The organism is Candidatus Nitrosocosmicus sp. T (assembly GCF_054408485.1).
The window spans coordinates 526,447-544,224 of record NZ_CP166992.1 but is presented as its reverse complement, the minus strand read 5'-3'; the positions used below and the strand labels follow the sequence as shown (position 1 = coordinate 544,224).

The following is a 17,778-nucleotide window of genomic DNA, read 5'->3' as shown; positions in this document are numbered from 1 at the left end:
ATAAATAGTCAAACAATGTTATATCAAATGTAATTGGAGAAAACTGTTCATGGCTGAATTTTCTACATTTTATCCTAGAAGAATGAATCTTCTTCAGGGGATTCAGAATCTTATTAAAAGAGAAGAAGTCGAGCTGGATCATTTATTTTTAATGGTTAAAATAAAAAAAGATGAAATTGTCAATACTTTGGTTTCTGAAGGGTTTAGAATGGTAAAATTCGAACACAAAAAACCTGCCCAAATTGGTAGCGGTTTCTCAAAAAAACTAAAAAAACCATGGGAGATGCATGTAAGACTCCTAGATTTTAATCAAGGTTTGATTGGAATACATGCAGAGGTAGAAATCTCTAGAAACTATTTCCAGCATATAAAATCAGTCAGGGTACCTGTGGTGTATGAAATTGAGATCATCTTAAAGAAACATCGTATTGAATATCAATTATGGCATTCGATGGTTAAGGATTATATCACAAATATTATTGATGATCATCAAATAAAAATAAAAACCCCAAAGATTCCGGCCTTGCCATGGTTAGGAATGCTAGGATTCATTACTACCATCGCAATAGTATACGGTCTCAAATTTTTCATGGTATTGAAATAGTAATAGAGCCCAAATATTTAATACACTATTAACAAAATTTTTATTGTTATTTTTATAAATAATATTAAAACCAATGGGGATACCAGAGAAAATTCAGGCCATTCAAGATGAGATACACAAAACGCAGATAAACAAAGCAACAGAATTCCACGTAGGAATTCTAAAGGCAAAGATAGCAAAGTTAAAAAAAGAACAAGAAGAAAATACCCATGGAAAGACCGTCTCTACTGGAGGAGGCAGTGCGGGCTTTGACGTTAGGAAAGCCGGTGATGGCACGGTCGTATTGATAGGATTCCCTAGTGTAGGGAAATCTACTTTATTAAATGCATTAACAAATGCAAAATCTAAAACGGCAGCATACTCTTTTACTACATTAACTGCTGTGCCAGGGATGTTAGACTATAATGGTGCACGGATCCAGATATTGGATTTGCCAGGTATAATTGAAGGCGCTGCTGCAGGCAAAGGTTTGGGAAAGAGAGTGTTATCTGTTGCTAGAAATGCAGATTTGGTGTTGATTGTCTTAGATGTGTTCCAGATCAACCATCTTGAGATCATAAAAAAGGAACTATCTGAAATAGGAGTCAAGGTCGATGAAAACCCTCCCGATATTATTGTAGAAAAGACTGCTACAGGAGGTTTATCGGTAAATATTCAGGTTCCCATACAAGTAGATGAAAACTTTATCAGAAATGTGATGCGAATAAACGGTATCCACAACGGACGTATCACAATACGACAGAGAGGTCTAACGATTGACCAGTTAATAGATGTGTTATCGGGGAATCGGGTATACATTCCTTCATTAGCAGTCATAAATAAAATCGATTTGGTTGATACAGAATATCTTAAGACGGCAACATCTAAACTTAAAATTCCATATACTGCCGTGTCGGCAGACACAAACAAGAATATAGAACTACTTAAAAGAGAAATTTACAATAAATTGGACTTTGTTCGGATATACATGAAACCTAAAGGACAAGATGCCGATTTAAAAGAGCCTTTAATAATGCCAAGAAATAGTACAGTCCAAAATATTTGTAACAAGATTCACAGAAACATGGTTAGAGACTTTAAGTTTGCTCAGATATGGGGCAAAAGTGTAAAATTTGGAGGTCAAAAAGTCGGTTTAGAGCACAGAATTACAGATGAAGATGTTCTTACAATCGTAAAGAAAATAAACGCTCTTTAAACAGTAAATGTTTTTGGCGGCTCAGTCAAATGCCTTTTCTTCATATCGAATACGTGATAACTCTGATTCCTCATAGCCGCCGACGTACCTGTATATTATCTACCGATTATTTGATTTTTCGATTCCAAAGTGGACGATGTTTTAGTTTCGATTATACATTTAATTTATAGCAAATTTGGTTTCACGTCTTTGTGATAAAATAATCGTTTACAAGGTCATTTCTTTGCGTTCGCACCACCGACATGTATGTCAAGAGCTTTGTTCGCAAGATAATCTGCACGACTATTTTTTATTCTCGGAATGTGTTTGTAGGTAACCTTGTTATAGTTTTTTTCTAAATTTGAGATTTCTCTTGAAATCATTTTCAGCTCCTGACTTCTTATTCGGTACTTTAAATTTCTCTGATTTATCAATAATTCACTATCTGATAAAATATTTACTTCACTATCCATGTCGGTACATATTTCAAGTGCTCGTCGCAATGCTTCATATTCGGCCTGATTATTGGTCCTGATACCTATAAATTCACAATGTTCTTTTATTATTTTGTCGTCACTTTTTATCGTTATGCCTATTGCAGATAATCCCGGATTTCCCCTACTTGCGCCATCAATATGTACGTCCAACAACAAATATTATGAAAAAACTATTTTACATTTATTTTTTTTATTTCTTATCATAAAGATGAGAAAGATATTGTATCGATATTTCTAAAGAATTTATATTGTTAGAAGAATACTGATTTGTGCCCAAGAGAAAGATAAAAGAGGGGACCCCACGAAAGAATTTTTTTCAAAGACTGGGTAAAAAGGATTTACTTTTGCCTCCGATAATCATAGGGGTAGCTGTATTATTCGGACTCGTATTTACACAGATTGTGCCACCCCCAGAGATACTTAGTGTTTGTCTTAAAGCACATACATTGGATAGTTATAATGTGTATCCTAGAGTCCAGTTGTTTGTAGATAATAAACAATATTTGTTACCAGATAACGTGGGCAAACAAATCATTGATGGCAAAGAATGTTTAAAACCGATTCATACTGATTCGATAGGGGATACTTTGCATGTCCAATATATTAGACCGGTTCATTTGTCTTTACCGGACTTGATGAAAATATACTCATATGACAATAAAACGGTTAATTTAGTGGATAATTCTACTGGCCAATACCTAAATAATACTCTCGAACTTGCCGATTATGACATCCAGTATTCGTATTATTCAAATCAAGGAGAGTTTACTACAATTTTAAATAGCAGTCAGTTCCCACCATTTTCTAATGCTTTTTTTGGAAGAATTGATTTTATCCCAAAGTAACTGAAAAAATAAATATGAATCTAATCAAACATTTTTGAGTTCATTTGAGCAATAAAAAAGCTGCTGTAATAAACGGTGACGGTACGGGCCCTGAATTAGTTAATGCGATGATTAAAGTGTTAAAATCATGTAATACTAACGTTGAATTAATAACATGTGATGCAGGGTCTGAATGGTGGGAAAAAAATGGAGGTAATTCATATATTTCAGACAAAGTATGGGAGACTCTGAATTCTTCCGATGCTTGCTTTAAGGGTCCCACCACTACGGTTCCTAATCCTGAAGCACCTCGAAGTGTTGCAGTAAGCATAAGACAAAAATTTCAACTTTATGCAAATATACGCCCGATCAAGACATACAAGATTTCGAAATTACAGCTCAATTTCATATGTGTAAGAGAATCAACAGAAGGGCTGTATGCGGGGATTGAATTTAGGACAAGTGATGACTCGGCCGTAGCGATCAGAAAAACCACCGGAAAGGGTTGTAGAAGGGTAGTTAAAAAAGGCTTTGAATTAGCTAAAGAAAAAGGATTTAGAAAGATATTCGCAATAACCAAACGAAATATTTTAAAGGAAACCGATGGAATTTTTTGGAATGCCGTTGTGGAAACAAACAAAACATATCCAGATGTCGAAGTAGAAGAATATTATATCGATAATATGACTCAACAATTAGTCAAAAATCCAGAAAGGTTCAACAATAGTTTGTTATTGAGTACAAATCTATTTATGGATATAATCTCGGAATGCGCATCAGGTCATGTAGGGTCTATTGGTAATGTTTATTCTGGAAATTATGGTGATTCATATGCTATGTTTGAACCTGCTCACGGTAGCGCTCCAAAGCATGCTAGGCAAGACAAAGTAAATCCGGTGGCAACCATATTATCAGGGGCTTGGATGGTTGAATACTTGGGAGAAAAGCATATCTCAGAAGCTATTTTTAAAGCCACTGAACAAACGATAGACGATGGAAAGTTTTTGACATACGACTTGGGCGGATCATCATCATTATCTAAAATGGCAGAGGCAATTGCTCAAAGGTCTGCATCGTTACTCAAAAAATGATCACATAATCGATGACTAGGATCAATTGATCCCTTTTGTATTTGTGTTTTTCTTACACTTTTTGTTGTTTTAGTTATAATTGAGCATCATTTCTTTTTTTCTTGTAATAATCAGATCGGTGTGAACTATTTTTTACACCAGAGAGTTCTATTATTTCAAGAGATTCAAAAAAGAATGTTTTTTTTCCAATTATTTTATTGTTTAAAAACAATTTATCAATGAATTCATCCATTTTTAGATAATCAGACAAGGTTGATCTCATTATCACAATCTTGCCAATTTCGCTAAGTTGCAATTGAATTGATCTCAATAATCGAATGGTCATTTCAATTCCATTCTTACCTCCATAAATGGTAGTATCGTCAAAATTATCGACATCTGTTGGTAAATATGGCGGATTACATATAATCAAATCAAATTTACATTTCAATGGTAGACTCAAATCAGTGCAAACCAATAATATGTTACTAAATTTTGTCAAGGCATTATTTTTTGCATATATTACAGAATTAAAATCAATGTCAGTTCCTACAACAAACTCAAAGTTAGAACACAATATCCTAGTTAAGTACCCAGATCCAATGCCTACCTCAAGGGCATTCTTTCCTCTATAATTTGAGAGAACATCCTCCATGAAATAAGTATCCTCTGCAGGTCTGTACATCTAGTAATTGCTACTCGAGTAAAAAGATAAAGGTTTATTTAATAATTTTTTAGTAGAAATTCACATAGTCCATAGTTTAAACATAATATTAAAAGTGAACAACATCTCTTTAAATATATGTTGATTAGTGTTCCATCATATTTTTTCATCATGTTATAACAATTTCTCCTTTCATATCGGGATGAAAAGAGCAATAGTATGTGTAGTTACCTGTTTTATTACTAGCAATTCCTGTTATAAAATCTTGCTCCGTTGTCAAGTATGCGGTATTTATACCTAGTTCCTCAGATATGAAATCATGTTTCACAAAATCTTTATTAAGAATTATCAGCCTAGTAGGTTGACTTGCATTCACATATAATGTAGGATTTGTCTGATTGAAGGCATTATTTTGAGCCACTAGCAGAATTGAATCATTTGACTTTTGAATATTACTTTCTTGAGGTGTATTTAATAAACTACCAATGCCCCATAAAGCACCCACTATTATGAATGAAATGACTATTATGGCAATGATATTATGTAACAAGTACAATATTTATTGTTATATTACCAATAAATATCTTGAATGAATGAATTTTTCATTGCAATCTACCGTTCTTTTTAGGCACGATTATAACTAAGCGCTAGATTGAAAGCAATAGCATTTAATAACAAAGTTCATTCTGGTTTTGAAAGATATTCAATAGATATTCAATCGGTTTATTTTCACTCTTTTCTATTTTTTTTTGATCTGAGATACTTCTTTCAATAGTTGAATCAGCTAAATGATATTTTTTCAAAGCCAGCATAACATCACCGATTGTATCAATATCCATATTTAAATTCTCATGGTAAAATATTTTCGGCGAGACACCTCTTTCAAGAGCTTTTTTAAAATGGTTGAAAAAGCTGTTATCATCGTAACTCGTATCTATTATCGAATGTGGTTTTCTCAATAATATGTTAGTTCCGTCAAAGCTATGTGAAGGAACCATGCAAATGCTCTCTTTATAGTTCCGTGAGAAAGAAATGATCTCGTTTATTTCTATGAGCGTTAGAAGAGGGATATCTATTGGGATCACCATTGAGCTGTCAAATTTTTCTCGTGATATATAAGAATCCGCAAGTTTAACAGCTTCATTTACGCCAGCACTGCGACCTTCAAACAATACCACCATTTTTTCTCTGAGTTTTTCCGGTATTGGAATAATTTCATTTGTAACCAAAAAAATACTACTATCTTCTAACTCTGATATTTTTTCAATCAAATCATTTACCATAAGATGGCAAAGGCGGATCCTTTGTTCCGGATTAAGAAAGCCGCTCAACCGTGTTTTACTCTTTTCAAATTTTTTTATTGGAATAATTATTGCAGTTCGGGTATTGTTCAGAAATAACTCCCCATCCCTTCTTTTCTTAAAAATTAGAAATTATATATCTCGCTAGTGATGTTTCTTTTCTTAAATTTGTCATAAGTATATCAGTATAACAAAAGTTTATATCTGGATAATTGTTTTTTATTTTTCTTTCAATTTCAGGTTTATCAAGTTTATCAAAGATCATAGTGCTTGCAATATCTGAATAAAAGTCAACTAACCCGCTCAAATTCGGTGATATATTCTTTGCCTTCATGTAGATCTCACAGGGACCACTTACTGCTTTGTTAGAGATAAGTGGAGATATCATTACAATTTTATTTTTTAACCTCTTCAAAAGGTTTTTCATACCCGGTATGTTAATTATTGGCCCAATACTGGTAATGGGATTCCCCGGGGCAAATAAGATTAATTGTGATTTTTCAAGCCTTTCTCGAGCTTGTGACGTTACCCTGGCTTTTTCTATGTTATTGTATATAATGTCATAAACAGGTACTGATCCCTTGTATTTTATCCAATATTCTTGTAAGTGAATTCTTTTGTTGCGTTTAGTAACTATGTTTGATTCATAATGAATATCAGAAGCTGGTGCTACAATTAGTGATAGATTATATTTTTCGGTAAAGTATTTTGTAATTTCAGTTAAACTCCTACCCTCCTTTAATAGCTGCGTCCTTAAAATATGAGTTGTCAAATCTTTGTCACCTAGATTAAACCATGTTTCAATTCCAAGACTAGTCATATATTTTAAGAAATTAAAAGAATCTCCTTTGACTCCCCATCCCTTCTTTTTGTCCAAATTATTACTTAGTCCATAGATTATCGTATCGATATCTGGACAAACGTAGAGCCCATAATGCCAAAAATTATCGGCAACATTTGAAATAATTGTAATGTTTTCTGATTCTCCATACATTCCTCTAACTAATTTGACGGAACCTGTACCCCCTGCTAAAATGGTAATCAATGTTACACATACTTCTACTTTTTTCTTTTTTTATTCTTTGTTTTTTTCTCTTAGTAATGTTATGATTTTTTTACTTTAAAATTGGATAAAATATAATTTTTACTAGAAATTATGCAGTAATCAATTTGAAATTATTTCAAGGAGACAGATTTCAATAAGATTATAAACAGGCTAAATGGAATTCAAAAATATTGAAATTAAGGTCTCTAGATTATGTAATAGTATTATTGGCTATTGTTTTTTTTGGCGGCATTATTAATCAAAGCTTTGCTATTCAAATGGAAGCAGGTGTCTCCCCTGCAAAAAATGCAGCAGACGCTTCGTTTACAGGTGATAGAATTATTACTTTAAAGTATCCCGCTAATAGCACTATGGCACAAATCTTGGATGGAAATAAAAATTCAACCTCATTTTCGTTGAATTCTTCAGATAGCAGTAATGGTTTAGTCGAGATTTTGGATAAAATAAACAATATGTTACTTTCTCAAAAACAAAGCTTGGTAAAATTTGAAAATGCCACACTAGATTATAGAGCATCAGTCAATGGTGGACCCACAACCGCAACTATTTCATATCAGGTTGAATTACATCCAACTATTACTAATCTTGTAACGGCATCAAACGGAACTTCTACGTCTGTTTTGGATGTAGATTGGAGAAGTATTGTGTTGGAAGAGCCATTGATAGTAAATACCGAGGAATATGGTCCGATTGACATTAATCACCCCGTTGGAGCCTTGGAAAAACTATCTCCAGAGTTAGCTGCTAAAATTCAAAATACAACTTTAGCTGAAGCATTTAATACCCCTATATTAGATTTTGAAGAATTTGGATCATCAATGAATAACTGGCACTTTTTGTTTGACGCTACTGGTGCTCAAGCTGGTGCTGCGGGCTATGGGTTTTCCGTCATAGAAGGAGATTCAGAGATAGTTTCGATCTATTCTTTGGGTGAAAGTAGTTTCAGGGAAGGAACACATACCGTAAAAGAAACTTCTGCTTCAGCAGATATAGATGGAGTAACTGTTACTGTGAACGGTTTAACGGCACCTCCAAGTGGACAAATGCAGATAGGTGGATTTGCTCAAGTTCAGCAATCAGGAGGTACAGAACATCTCTTTGTATCATCGGAAGCTCCTCAAGGTGTGGCTACTTCTTCTGGTAGCTTTCCCATACAAGTCTTATTGATATTTGGAGCTATGATGGCAGGGGTAGCAATCCTAGTACTAGTAAAGGCCAGAAAATAATCGATAGAATTTAAAATTTTTTTATTGTTTTTATTTATAGTAAATGGTCAATACCTTTAGAATGTCTATTTTCATTTTTTAAATAGTATGTGCCAATATCCTGTATGGTGTCTATCGTTATGATATTAGGCTGAGTAATTAATCTCCTTGAATATCTAGTTCTACCTAATCCGATAACCTCCTTATTATGGTTTAATATTATTACTTGTTGATTTTCTTTGACATCATTCGGAACGGAAAGAATTGAACTTCCCATTATATCCCTACCAAAAACTATTAGATTTTCAGCCTTAGTATTGATGATAACGTGAGGATAATCCACATTCCTATTGTGTTTAACTACTAACTCAGCAAAATTTAACCCGGGTAAGAATTTCTTGTTCTTAATCGTACCAATTTTCAAACCGATTATGACTGGCCTAAATTTTTTAAACAACATATCATCATATTTAAAGTTGGAATGAATGAAAACTTCTATTCTCTTGGTGTTTTTTTCACACTCAGAGACTTCATTACCATTTAGATGTGCTTTTGTCGGTGTATGAAATGGTCTGATATCATTGTTGTTATATTTTCCAGGTAGATTACTAATACTACTACCACTTCCGCGTGAATTGTCATCTGGAATTTCGTTTGGAAGGGTATCGAGTTTTGAAGCGATTGTCTTCTTATCATTAACATGTGCATCTAAAACCAGCTCCCGGATTAATATTCTTAGTATTCCAAATAACTCAAAAATTCCCCAAGTGTTAAAGGACCTTTTTAGAATTGTCTCTTCAATAAAAGTCAAATTTCTGTAAGTCATTTTAGTCCAGTCTCTTCCTTATTTTTGCTATAAAAAATCCATTTGTTGAATGAATATGAGGATAGAACCTTCTGGTATGGACCATCTTTTCGGAAAATTGGTATTTAGAAAAACTCGTCAAACCATTCATTCCATAACTTAACGGCTCTATTTTTGCATCTTTGTAATCGCTTAGCAGATGTTGTATTATCATCTCATTTTCTTCAGGCGCAAAGGAACAAGTACAATATATCATAAGTCCGTTCGCTTTCAAAGCCTTGAAACCAGATTCTATCATTTTTTTCTGCCTATTACTGCAAGTTTCCAAGTCCTCTAAATTACGACTTTTCTTTCTAGATTTATCTTTCATAACAATCCCTTCACATGTACATGGTGCATCAAGTAGTATCCTATCAAATTGTAATTCAAGTTTGTTTATCTCTTCTGCCTTAGTATTAAGTACAATTGTATTTTGTACAAAACAACGTGACAAGTTAAAAAGTAAAGATGAAATTCTGTTGGAGTTTGAGTCACATGCGAAAATTGCTCCCTTATTATTTAGTTTTTGAGCGATGTGTGTCGTCTTACCCCCCGGCGCCGCAGCCATATCTAATACAACTAAATCTTGTCCATGTTGAATTTCTAACTCCTCTACTGCAATACAAGAGCTCAAATCCTGGATGTAATAGTATCCTTTCAAATATTCAATCGTTGAACCTATACTAGGCTGCTTGGACCCAAGGTCACTATCGTTACCAGATTGTAAATCATAATCTGTTTTTACGATACCATCATTATTATCATTATTATTGTGATGAGCAATCGTGTTCCCAGAGTCCTTAATTTTATTATCCCCAAAACTAGGGTTTTTGATTTCAAATACTTCTTTTAGAATTGTATCGCTTAGGCTATACCCCTTTTCACAAAGTCGCCTTTTTAGCGCATCTGGATTAGTTCTCAGAGTATTTACTCTAATGTAATGATGTAAGTTTTTACCATCATGGATATAATCTAGCATCTTTTCAGGATAAGGAATAAAATTTAGAAATCTCGATATCATCCACTCCTTATATCCATATCTTTCTGATAAGTACCTAGACCGTTCGTTACCCATTATAAGTACTGGACAGTTTAAATCTTCATCCATTCTATATTACAGTTTATTAGTAGTGGCAATTATAATTAATAGATTTTTGAATCTATATGAAGATAAACTAATAGTATGGGATTCAGATTAGAAATTTTTTCACTCTGAATCCCATACTGTGTGTCCTAGTAGTAACCCTCCTTTTGTTTTAAGCAAGATTTAGCTAAGCAGCCTACCTGAGTATATGTACGGGTTCCTAACTCTGTTTGGCCTTTCTCCACCTAGGTCGACAGTTTCACTCCAAGACTGAAATCACTCAGATTATCAATCATCATTGCTTATGATCTCAACTGGATCCTTTTCTATTTCGTTGCCAGAAGTCTCCTTCTAATTATCGCTAATTCAGGTGCCCGTAGTGAGGGAGGAGTTTCCTCTTCGTTATATATTAGTAGAAGTAACTTGCCCGCTAGCTCACAAGTAAAAATGAAGCTTTAAAGTTATTAACTTTCTTATCGACTATACGTTTATTGAATAAACCTTCTTGTTGCGATACAGCTAATTACATTCTTTTCCAAATCCAAAAAAACAAACTTGATGTTGAAATATTTTTTAATCGCTCAATTAATTTGTATTAACAAAATTAGCCTTCCAGTATAATTGTTCTCTCTCTAGTGTTATACCTTTCTCAGGAGCTGTTGCTAGGAGTTGAAAATGTGTGGAAAGTAATCCTTCTCTATCGTTATAATCTCGTCTTGTCCTTGCGCATTTGAATATTCTTCCAAGATTTCAGAGTTTAGATCCAAAAATGTATGCCCCCACTTGAATTTATTTAATATTTCGCTAGACATTTCTCTATAATTTAGTATATACAAAGCTGCGGATAAGGCTTCAACCGTTGAAAGCATTCCTAATTTGGCATAATTGGTAGGATTTCCGGCCAATAAGGCAGGAAGTTTTCTATTATTAAAGAATTTTTTTGAAGTATTAATTACCTGTGTCGCTAATTTCCAGGAGCAATCAATAGCACAAATACCTCTAAATTTTTTAACATCAGAGGGGACAATCATTTTTTCAGCGAAAGGATTAAGTACTAAATATGTGGTAGGAATCCTTCTTACTTCCTTAGCCATCTTAAATTTAACAAGCCGTGATGCAGTGCATTTGTTTGGATCATCCTGTCTATACATCAATAAAGATAACTCTAATGGTATAGCATTGGCACTGGTTTCACTCATCTCTTAATTTTTCTTTCTCCTCCTCCTGTTTATCCTTTTTACCTCCACGAATGAATGAGTATATCAGTAATCCACCGATTACAGCCATTATTATATAGTTTACAGGCGGCTTCAAAACCTGAGGTATGATACCCACTTGTGGGATGGTATAGACAACTTTCCCTACATAGTTCTCATCCGTTATCGGAAAATCTATTCCCGGAATGGAGCACTCATTTGCATCTCCCCTAGTTAGGATCGTTTTTTCTTGAATGACTTCATTTATGGCGATAGGAGCACAAAGGATCACGTCTCCTGTCAAATTATTTCCATTCTCAATAATAGCCGATACCCGGTGTACAATGGTCTTGTTTTCTTCCTCAGGCGCCGGGGCCTTAAAAACTATAATATCTCCTAAATTCGCATTGGCAAAAGTACTATTGTCTTTCTCCCAAACTATTATCAAATCATTGACGTTTAGAACAGGTATCATACTACCACTTGCCACTACATAAAATGGATTAGAGTCGGCTAAAAGAGTCCTAATAGAAATAAATGCTATAGCAAATACCACAATGATGATTATAATTATCTTTATATCTTTCCTCTTGTTATCCTTGTTCTTTTTTGACAACTTGTAATAAATAATTTGGAATTTGAACCTTACATAAACATTCTGTTTAAATTTTGATATTCCTTATTTCATTTCCGTTGCGACTAAACCGAAAGTATTGTATCAATATGCTTTTGCAAAAATAACGGTCTTGTTTGACTTTTTTCCGCAATAAATACATTCCTTAATATCGTCATACCTACTATCGAGATCGGTTGGTATGTCTTTTACATCAAACGGGATTACCCTAATGTCTGCTCCAGTATCATCCTTTACTCCTACTTCACAATCTTCATTACCACACCAGCCTGTCACGATAAATCCGGAATAACTATCCAGATCCATCTTGAAATCGTTGAAACTTGTTATAATCTTTGTTTTTTCTTTAAGATAGATTTCAGCTTTGTTATATAAATCAGATTGTAAACTCTGAAAGATTTTCTCGATTTCTTTGCTCAAATTTTCCACAGATATAATACTTTTTTGTCTATTGTCTCTTCTAACTATCTCAACATTATTGTTTTCAATATCTCTTTGTCCGATATTAATTCGAACAGGGACCCCTTTCATTTCCCATTCATTGTATTTCCATCCAGCGGTAAACTCATCCCTATCATCTACAAAAACTCTATATCCCAATGCAACTAAATTATCTTTCAGACTGTGAGCATGTTCTTTGACTAAATGTTCATTTATATTTTTATAAATTGGAATAATAATTATCTGTATTGGAGAAATTATCGGAGGCAATATCAAGCCTTTGTCATCTCCATGGACCATTATTAATGCTCCAATCAATCTCCATGATATCCCCCAAGAAGTTTGCCAAACAAACTCTTCAACATTATTCTTGTTCAAAAATTTAATTTCAAATGGTTGTGAAAAATTTAAACCCAAATTATGGGAAGTTCCCAACTGTAGGGCTTTCCCATCAGGCATCATTCCCTCTAAAGCAGTAGTATAATCGGCACCAACAAATTTTTCTTTATTACTCTTATAGCCAGAAATTGTAGGAATTAAAAGGACTTTTTCAATAAAATGTTTATAGAGATATAAAATAGTCATAACTTCATCCTCTGCCTCTTTTTTGTTGATGTGAGCTGTATGACCTTCTTGCCATAAGAATTCCGAATTGCGTATAAAAGGTTTTGTTGACTTTATCTCAGCCCTCAAAGCTGTGTTCCAAAAATTCATTTTAAGTGGAAGATCTCTATAACTTGATATCCATTTCGGAAATATTGAATAAAGTAGTGCCTCAGAGGTGGGTCTCAAGGCTAATTTTTCACTCAGTAGGGAATCACCAGAAGATGTTACCCAAAAGACCTCGGGATTGAATCCCTTGAAATGTTTTTCCTCTTTGTTCAATAGATTTTCAGGTATCAAACATGGTAAGAATCCATTAAGATGTCCAGTTTCTTTGAATTTCTGATCTAAATAGTTTTTGATGAGGTCCCATATGGCGAAGCCATATGGCCTCAGGACTATAAAACCTTTAGCAGAAATATGATCCGCCAATCCTGTCTTTTCTATGATTTGAGAATACCACTCACTAAAGTTTTCATCTTTTTTCACACTAATACCAAATTCCTTGCTGATTTTCTGGTCCAATTAATCAAAAGATAGCTATGGATTTCTATTTATGAAGCTTATGCCAATATTTCCAACACTTAACGACACAGAACCAAACAATAAAAAAATTTAAGAGACTACTCTAATGGGTCACCCTTACAGTAAACTACGCCACTAATCCTACTATGAAAATTGCTACAAACGTAGCATTGTATAAAGCCAAGTTCCTGTTTGAATACAGGACAATCTACAGATTCTAACTTCATTCTTTTTAACATTTTTGGACTGACCCCCTTGAGTTTTAGTTTACCCTTATCATCCATCATCCCTGAGCTCTTTAGCTCAGCTTTAGCTCTATCACTTATTTTCAAGGTTTTTTCCACCTGTTTTATTGGAACCTCATATTTTGTATCAAGCGATTCACTCATCTCAATTTGATTCTATGTAGGGCCTAATTAGTTATAAAAATTTTTTTTCCAATTTAGGGAATAAGGATAAGACGGGTAGTAAAAATACATACTATATAGGATCTATTTTTTTAATTTTATATTCAGCAGAATACACAGGGAATTAAATGAATTATCAGTGGCAATAACCAACAATTATACATCTTTATTATCTATGACGAAATCAATAATCTGTTTGAAGACGTATGTGATATCCAAGAAAGATACGGAGAAAATACTCAAAACAATGGTCAATAGTTGGGAGGAAAAGATATCCATTCCCAAAACTAAGAATATTAAAGTTTTTGAAATTGAAGAAAAGAAGAGTATCTTGGTTATCGACTCTCTTGTTGCAGTTTTCATTTCTGAAGAGATTATACTGCCTTTTTTAGGCAGAACCGAAGTATTGGAAAAATTTCCTTCTGTAATTGTAGACTCAGGTTCTATAAAGTTCATTTGTAATGGAGCAAAAATATTGCGTCCAGGGATTGTAGAGTTTGGTCAATTCATGAAAAATGATATAGTGGTAGCAAAGGAAGAAAAATATGGAAAATATTTGTCTGTGGGCATAGCACTAGAGAATAGCATTAACGCCAAAGAATTACAAAAAGGACAGATAATAAACAATCTACACTATGTTGGTGACAAATTTTGGAATGCTTTCAAGGAAATTTCATTTCGTTTATGAGATTTAATAATACAGTGTGAGATGGCTTTATCTTTATATATCCCAACTATTTTTAAAATGACATGTTTACGGGAAAGATGACAGCCACTTGGCTAATCCTTTTAACTATAGCAGGATGCGCTGCAGTACCAGCTTTGTTGATTTATTATACAACAGTACATCCCTTTATCGAAACTCATCCGCCTAAAATAACCTTAGGATTGGTAGATCTGATACCTAAGGCTATAACAATCAACCTTGCCAACACAATTCCAACATAGATTCATGTCATAGATCTAGTTAATAAAAATTAGGAAAATAGTCAACTAATTTTTAATATTTGTTTAAATAATCTTCTCCTAAAAACTAAAATATATTGACTATGGAATTAAAGGTTCATCCATCATTTTTTAGAGAGTTTGCCACAAAAACGTGGATCTCTCCATATGAAATAGTGCGAGAACTTATTGAAAACGCTTTTGACGAGGATGCAACGAACGTCCTAGTAACTGTACTAAACAACGGCAATGTGGTAATAGAAGACAATGCAGGAATGAACTCCAATTCAATGGACAAATTTTTGATATTAGGCTCACCCCATAAGGCCGAAGAGACACTTTCACCAAAATTAAAAAGATTAAGAACTGGACGATACGGTACTGGACGATTATCCTTTTTAACTTCGTTTGATCAAATGAAAATTAAAACTCGGCTGGATGATTTTAGCAAAACAATATCCATCGACGGTAATACATTAGAAGAGCTAATTACCGGACGAGCGAAACTGCAAGAGATAGGAGAACCAAAACTCAACAGAAATGGTACTGAAATTTTGTTGATAGGATCTAAAATAAGCATTGACATAAACAAACTTTCCAAAGAAATTAAAAAACTCTCTATTCTAAAATATCCTCTCTTCGATGTGTATATCAAATCTGCTGACAATATTAAAGAATGGGATATGTCTAATTCCCAAGTAATCCGTTCGCCAGATATTCAGGGTTATAAGTTAGAAGTAAGCTTAGATAATCCAAGAATCACCGGTGAAATAACTATTGCTAGAAGGCCTTTGGGACAAGATGAGAAGGGAATAGCAATAATGGTAGGTAACCACGTGGTTTTGCGGAGCACATTTGGATTTGACAACAAGTTAAGCCGAGTTACAGGATATTTAAAATGCGACGAACTAACCTCCAGGTTTGCCGATAAATCGGCATTGATTGAGAATGATGTATATAACAATTTCAATCAAAATGTAAAAACTTTCATAATTGATCAAGTACTTCCAAGCCTAACAGAATATGAAGACGTCCTAATTACAAGAGAAGAATCAAAAATTTATAAGGAAATAGATAAAGTCATGGGTCAAGCTGTTTTGGAAACCCTTGAACCAGGAGAAGAGATTCAAGGATTTGAATCAGTTGAGGTTTCATCCCCAGCCGATGCGAATGAAACATATGACTCAAGTCGACCAAGAGATAGTGCCTCAGGCGATGAATATTCAGTATATAGTGAGGGGAATAATAGAAACGATAATGTATTCTTTACCTCAACGGAAGTAGATAAGAACTACGATTTAGGCATTGAAGATGACAACAACAAATCAACTACCGGTTCAACTTTTGATGATTTGAATTCAAAGAAAACTACAAGGATCTCTTCATCGGACAATTATGTAGACAATCGAGACAAAAATTTCAGCAATTCTGAAATCTCCAATTCACCCAATGAATTTGCCATCAACGATTCTATCACCAGTGAGGGCGCTTCTTTAACTCAGGTTTTAAATAATAATCATAACGACCATCTTTCCAATAGCGGTAACGGGATGATCAGAAAAACTATTAGAAAACCAATTCTCAAGAAAACGTTTACTCTAAAAAAAATAGGATACAAAGTGATCCCATACGAAGATGAAACTGATCCGAGATACAGTTTTACGAATGAAAATATTGTCTTTGTAAATAAGGCTCATTCCACCTATAAGGTTGAAGCTCAAAGAGGAGATGAATTCCTTTTCAGACATATAACAAACATTGTTGCCGAGGTAGTGGTTGGGTCCAAATATCCAGAAGCGAAGGATATCCTAGAAATTCAAAATAAGCTAATATCCGAAGCAATAAAGATTCATGACTACTCCATGTTGAAAAAGTAGCGATCTATATAGAAACGACTAAATCTAACTCTCCTTTTTTTAATTATTAAATGGCTTTTCAATTTATGCCCGGAGCAACAGCAGTTGGCATTACTTACAATGATGGAGTACTTTTGGCTGCTGAAAAGAGAGTTTCATATGGCAATTTCGTAGTTAATAAAAATACTAAAAAAACATTTAATGTTACTGATCACGTAGGTGCCGCCTGTGCAGGGATGGTTGCGGATATGCAGGTGCTTGTACGACAGGTAAGCGCTTTGTCAAAAATTAGGAAATTGGAAACTCGACGCAATGTTGAACCGAATTCAGTTGCAAAATTAATGTCTGTTATCATGTTTGAAAGAAGATACTTCCCGCTATTAACTCAAGTTGTAGTAGGTGGTGTTACAACGGGCAAACCTGAAATTTATACTCTCGATCCATTAGGTTCAGTTTTACCAGATAGATATGCCGCAGTAGGAACTGGAGCTGAAATGGCATTGGGAGTAATGGATGCAGAGTTCTCTGAAGACTTTGACGAGGAGAAAGCTACTAATTTAGCGTTAAAAGCCATTCGATCATCCATACAAAGGGATTCTGCAAGCGGTGATGGTATAGATATTTTAATCATCAATAAGAATGGAAAAAACGAAAATTCATACCCAGTATAAACCTGAAAAACAAACATTTCATCATATTTGTCGTGCGTGGTAAAAGACAATTTCGCTGCCCTAGAGGAGATGTCAACCACTTGATTTCATTTGACTACTTGAATTAACATCTTTGACATCTAAAATAATTCGAAGCTTCCAGAATACCTCAAGATTTGGTAGTGGAT

Annotated in this window: 20 protein-coding genes and 1 other RNA gene; 9 read left to right on the top strand and 12 right to left on the bottom strand. The window is 34.0% G+C overall.

The features are described 5' to 3' along the window. Nucleotides 1-49: 49 nt before the first annotated feature. Both AB0A59_RS02790 and AB0A59_RS02785 read left to right on the top strand, forming a co-directional pair. The gene (locus AB0A59_RS02790) at nt 50-604 is read left to right on the top strand and encodes a hypothetical protein (protein ID WP_458746284.1); all 555 of its coding nucleotides are present in this window, start codon (nt 50-52) and stop codon (nt 602-604) included. A gap of 73 nt (nt 605-677) precedes the next feature. Beyond that, nucleotides 678-1,799, top strand: a complete 1,122-nt coding sequence (locus tag AB0A59_RS02785) for an OBG GTPase family GTP-binding protein (RefSeq protein WP_458746282.1) — start codon at nt 678-680, stop codon at nt 1,797-1,799. Between the two features lie 215 nt (nt 1,800-2,014). Here the strand turns inward: AB0A59_RS02785 and AB0A59_RS02780 are convergent, their stop codons facing one another. Beyond that, complete coding sequence (locus tag AB0A59_RS02780; RefSeq protein WP_458746280.1) at nt 2,015-2,425, bottom strand: ribonuclease HI family protein; 411 nt, start codon at nt 2,423-2,425, stop codon at nt 2,015-2,017. A 119-nt stretch (nt 2,426-2,544) separates the two neighbouring features. Here AB0A59_RS02780 and AB0A59_RS02775 point away from each other — a divergent pair, with 119 nt between their 5' ends. Further along, nucleotides 2,545-3,120, top strand: a complete 576-nt coding sequence (locus tag AB0A59_RS02775) for a hypothetical protein (protein WP_458746278.1) — start codon at nt 2,545-2,547, stop codon at nt 3,118-3,120. A 44-nt stretch (nt 3,121-3,164) separates the two neighbouring features. Continuing rightward, nucleotides 3,165-4,190: an isocitrate/isopropylmalate dehydrogenase family protein gene (locus AB0A59_RS02770; protein WP_458746276.1), complete on the top strand. Its 1,026-nt coding sequence runs from the start codon at nt 3,165-3,167 to the stop codon at nt 4,188-4,190. Between the two features lie 73 nt (nt 4,191-4,263). Here AB0A59_RS02770 and AB0A59_RS02765 read toward each other — a convergent pair whose 3' ends face one another. The 4 genes from AB0A59_RS02765 to cofD all read right to left on the bottom strand — a co-directional run bounded on the left by AB0A59_RS02765 (nt 4,264) and on the right by cofD (nt 7,179). Then, nucleotides 4,264-4,854 (bottom strand): HemK2/MTQ2 family protein methyltransferase, encoded by a 591-nt coding sequence (locus AB0A59_RS02765; RefSeq protein ID WP_458746274.1) that lies wholly within the window; start codon nt 4,852-4,854, stop codon nt 4,264-4,266. Between the two features lie 148 nt (nt 4,855-5,002). Next, nucleotides 5,003-5,383 carry a cupredoxin domain-containing protein gene (locus tag AB0A59_RS02760; protein ID WP_458746272.1) on the bottom strand — a complete coding sequence of 127 codons (381 nt, stop codon included), beginning with the start codon at nt 5,381-5,383 and terminating at the stop codon, nt 5,003-5,005. Between the two features lie 118 nt (nt 5,384-5,501). Continuing rightward, nucleotides 5,502-6,200 (bottom strand): 2-phospho-L-lactate guanylyltransferase, encoded by a 699-nt coding sequence (gene cofC / locus AB0A59_RS02755; protein ID WP_458747540.1) that lies wholly within the window; start codon nt 6,198-6,200, stop codon nt 5,502-5,504. A gap of 52 nt (nt 6,201-6,252) precedes the next feature. Further along, entirely contained in the window at nt 6,253-7,179 is a 927-nt protein-coding gene (gene cofD / locus AB0A59_RS02750) for a 2-phospho-L-lactate transferase (protein ID WP_458746270.1), read from the bottom strand. A 191-nt stretch (nt 7,180-7,370) separates the two neighbouring features. On the opposite strand from cofD, the gene AB0A59_RS02745 reads away from it, so the two are divergent. Further along, complete coding sequence (locus AB0A59_RS02745) at nt 7,371-8,426, top strand: hypothetical protein (RefSeq protein ID WP_458746268.1); 1,056 nt, start codon at nt 7,371-7,373, stop codon at nt 8,424-8,426. A gap of 34 nt (nt 8,427-8,460) precedes the next feature. On the opposite strand, the gene AB0A59_RS02740 is transcribed toward AB0A59_RS02745, so the two are convergent. The 7 genes from AB0A59_RS02740 to AB0A59_RS02710 all read right to left on the bottom strand — a co-directional run bounded on the left by AB0A59_RS02740 (nt 8,461) and on the right by AB0A59_RS02710 (nt 14,121). After that, nucleotides 8,461-9,231 carry a PUA domain-containing protein gene (locus AB0A59_RS02740; protein WP_458746266.1) on the bottom strand — a complete coding sequence of 257 codons (771 nt, stop codon included), beginning with the start codon at nt 9,229-9,231 and terminating at the stop codon, nt 8,461-8,463. A gap of 1 nt (nt 9,232) precedes the next feature. Beyond that, nucleotides 9,233-10,357 carry an NOL1/NOP2/sun family putative RNA methylase gene (locus AB0A59_RS02735; RefSeq protein WP_458746264.1) on the bottom strand — a complete coding sequence of 375 codons (1,125 nt, stop codon included), beginning with the start codon at nt 10,355-10,357 and terminating at the stop codon, nt 9,233-9,235. 120 nt (nt 10,358-10,477) lie between these two features. Continuing rightward, nucleotides 10,478-10,772: RNase P RNA component (gene rnpB / locus AB0A59_RS02730), an RNA gene on the bottom strand. Between the two features lie 223 nt (nt 10,773-10,995). Then, nucleotides 10,996-11,532 carry a DUF367 family protein gene (locus tag AB0A59_RS02725; RefSeq protein WP_458746262.1) on the bottom strand — a complete coding sequence of 179 codons (537 nt, stop codon included), beginning with the start codon at nt 11,530-11,532 and terminating at the stop codon, nt 10,996-10,998. Next, complete coding sequence (locus tag AB0A59_RS02720) at nt 11,525-12,145, bottom strand: signal peptidase I (RefSeq protein ID WP_458746260.1); 621 nt, start codon at nt 12,143-12,145, stop codon at nt 11,525-11,527. The genes AB0A59_RS02725 and AB0A59_RS02720 overlap by 8 nt, the downstream gene beginning before the upstream one ends. Before the next feature lie 102 nt (nt 12,146-12,247). After that, the gene (gene proS, locus AB0A59_RS02715) at nt 12,248-13,720 is read right to left on the bottom strand and encodes a proline--tRNA ligase (RefSeq protein WP_458747539.1); all 1,473 of its coding nucleotides are present in this window, start codon (nt 13,718-13,720) and stop codon (nt 12,248-12,250) included. 110 nt (nt 13,721-13,830) lie between these two features. Continuing rightward, entirely contained in the window at nt 13,831-14,121 is a 291-nt protein-coding gene (locus tag AB0A59_RS02710; RefSeq protein WP_458746259.1) for a hypothetical protein, read from the bottom strand. Nucleotides 14,122-14,386: 265 nt separating this feature from the next. On the opposite strand from AB0A59_RS02710, the gene AB0A59_RS02705 reads away from it, so the two are divergent. The 4 genes from AB0A59_RS02705 to AB0A59_RS02690 all read left to right on the top strand — a co-directional run bounded on the left by AB0A59_RS02705 (nt 14,387) and on the right by AB0A59_RS02690 (nt 17,611). Beyond that, nucleotides 14,387-14,827: a PUA domain-containing protein gene (locus tag AB0A59_RS02705; RefSeq protein ID WP_458746257.1), complete on the top strand. Its 441-nt coding sequence runs from the start codon at nt 14,387-14,389 to the stop codon at nt 14,825-14,827. A gap of 62 nt (nt 14,828-14,889) precedes the next feature. After that, nucleotides 14,890-15,087 (top strand): hypothetical protein, encoded by a 198-nt coding sequence (locus AB0A59_RS02700; protein ID WP_458746255.1) that lies wholly within the window; start codon nt 14,890-14,892, stop codon nt 15,085-15,087. Nucleotides 15,088-15,188: 101 nt separating this feature from the next. Beyond that, nucleotides 15,189-16,961, top strand: coding sequence for an ATP-binding protein (locus AB0A59_RS02695; protein WP_458746253.1), 1,773 nt, complete (start codon nt 15,189-15,191; stop codon nt 16,959-16,961). 65 nt (nt 16,962-17,026) lie between these two features. Next, the gene (locus AB0A59_RS02690; protein WP_458746251.1) at nt 17,027-17,611 is read left to right on the top strand and encodes an Ntn hydrolase family protein; all 585 of its coding nucleotides are present in this window, start codon (nt 17,027-17,029) and stop codon (nt 17,609-17,611) included. Nucleotides 17,612-17,778: the final 167 nt, after the last annotated feature.

Excerpts from the sequence above, each read along its gene's own strand:
- AB0A59_RS02705 (WP_458746257.1), top strand. The coding sequence starts at position 14,387 with ATGGTCAATAGTTGGGAGGAAAAGATATCCATTCCCAAAACTAAGAAT.
- AB0A59_RS02695 (WP_458746253.1), top strand. The coding sequence starts at position 15,189 with ATGGAATTAAAGGTTCATCCATCATTTTTTAGAGAGTTTGCCACAAAA.
- AB0A59_RS02785 (WP_458746282.1), top strand. The coding sequence starts at position 678 with ATGGGGATACCAGAGAAAATTCAGGCCATTCAAGATGAGATACACAAA.
- AB0A59_RS02790 (WP_458746284.1), top strand. The coding sequence starts at position 50 with ATGGCTGAATTTTCTACATTTTATCCTAGAAGAATGAATCTTCTTCAG.
- AB0A59_RS02740 (WP_458746266.1), bottom strand. The coding sequence starts at position 9,231 with ATGACTTACAGAAATTTGACTTTTATTGAAGAGACAATTCTAAAAAGG.
- AB0A59_RS02765 (WP_458746274.1), bottom strand. The coding sequence starts at position 4,854 with ATGTACAGACCTGCAGAGGATACTTATTTCATGGAGGATGTTCTCTCA.
- AB0A59_RS02735 (WP_458746264.1), bottom strand. The coding sequence starts at position 10,357 with ATGGATGAAGATTTAAACTGTCCAGTACTTATAATGGGTAACGAACGG.
- AB0A59_RS02700 (WP_458746255.1), top strand. The coding sequence starts at position 14,890 with ATGTTTACGGGAAAGATGACAGCCACTTGGCTAATCCTTTTAACTATA.
- AB0A59_RS02710 (WP_458746259.1), bottom strand. The coding sequence starts at position 14,121 with ATGAGTGAATCGCTTGATACAAAATATGAGGTTCCAATAAAACAGGTG.
- AB0A59_RS02690 (WP_458746251.1), top strand. The coding sequence starts at position 17,027 with ATGCCCGGAGCAACAGCAGTTGGCATTACTTACAATGATGGAGTACTT.
- AB0A59_RS02725 (WP_458746262.1), bottom strand. The coding sequence starts at position 11,532 with ATGAGTGAAACCAGTGCCAATGCTATACCATTAGAGTTATCTTTATTG.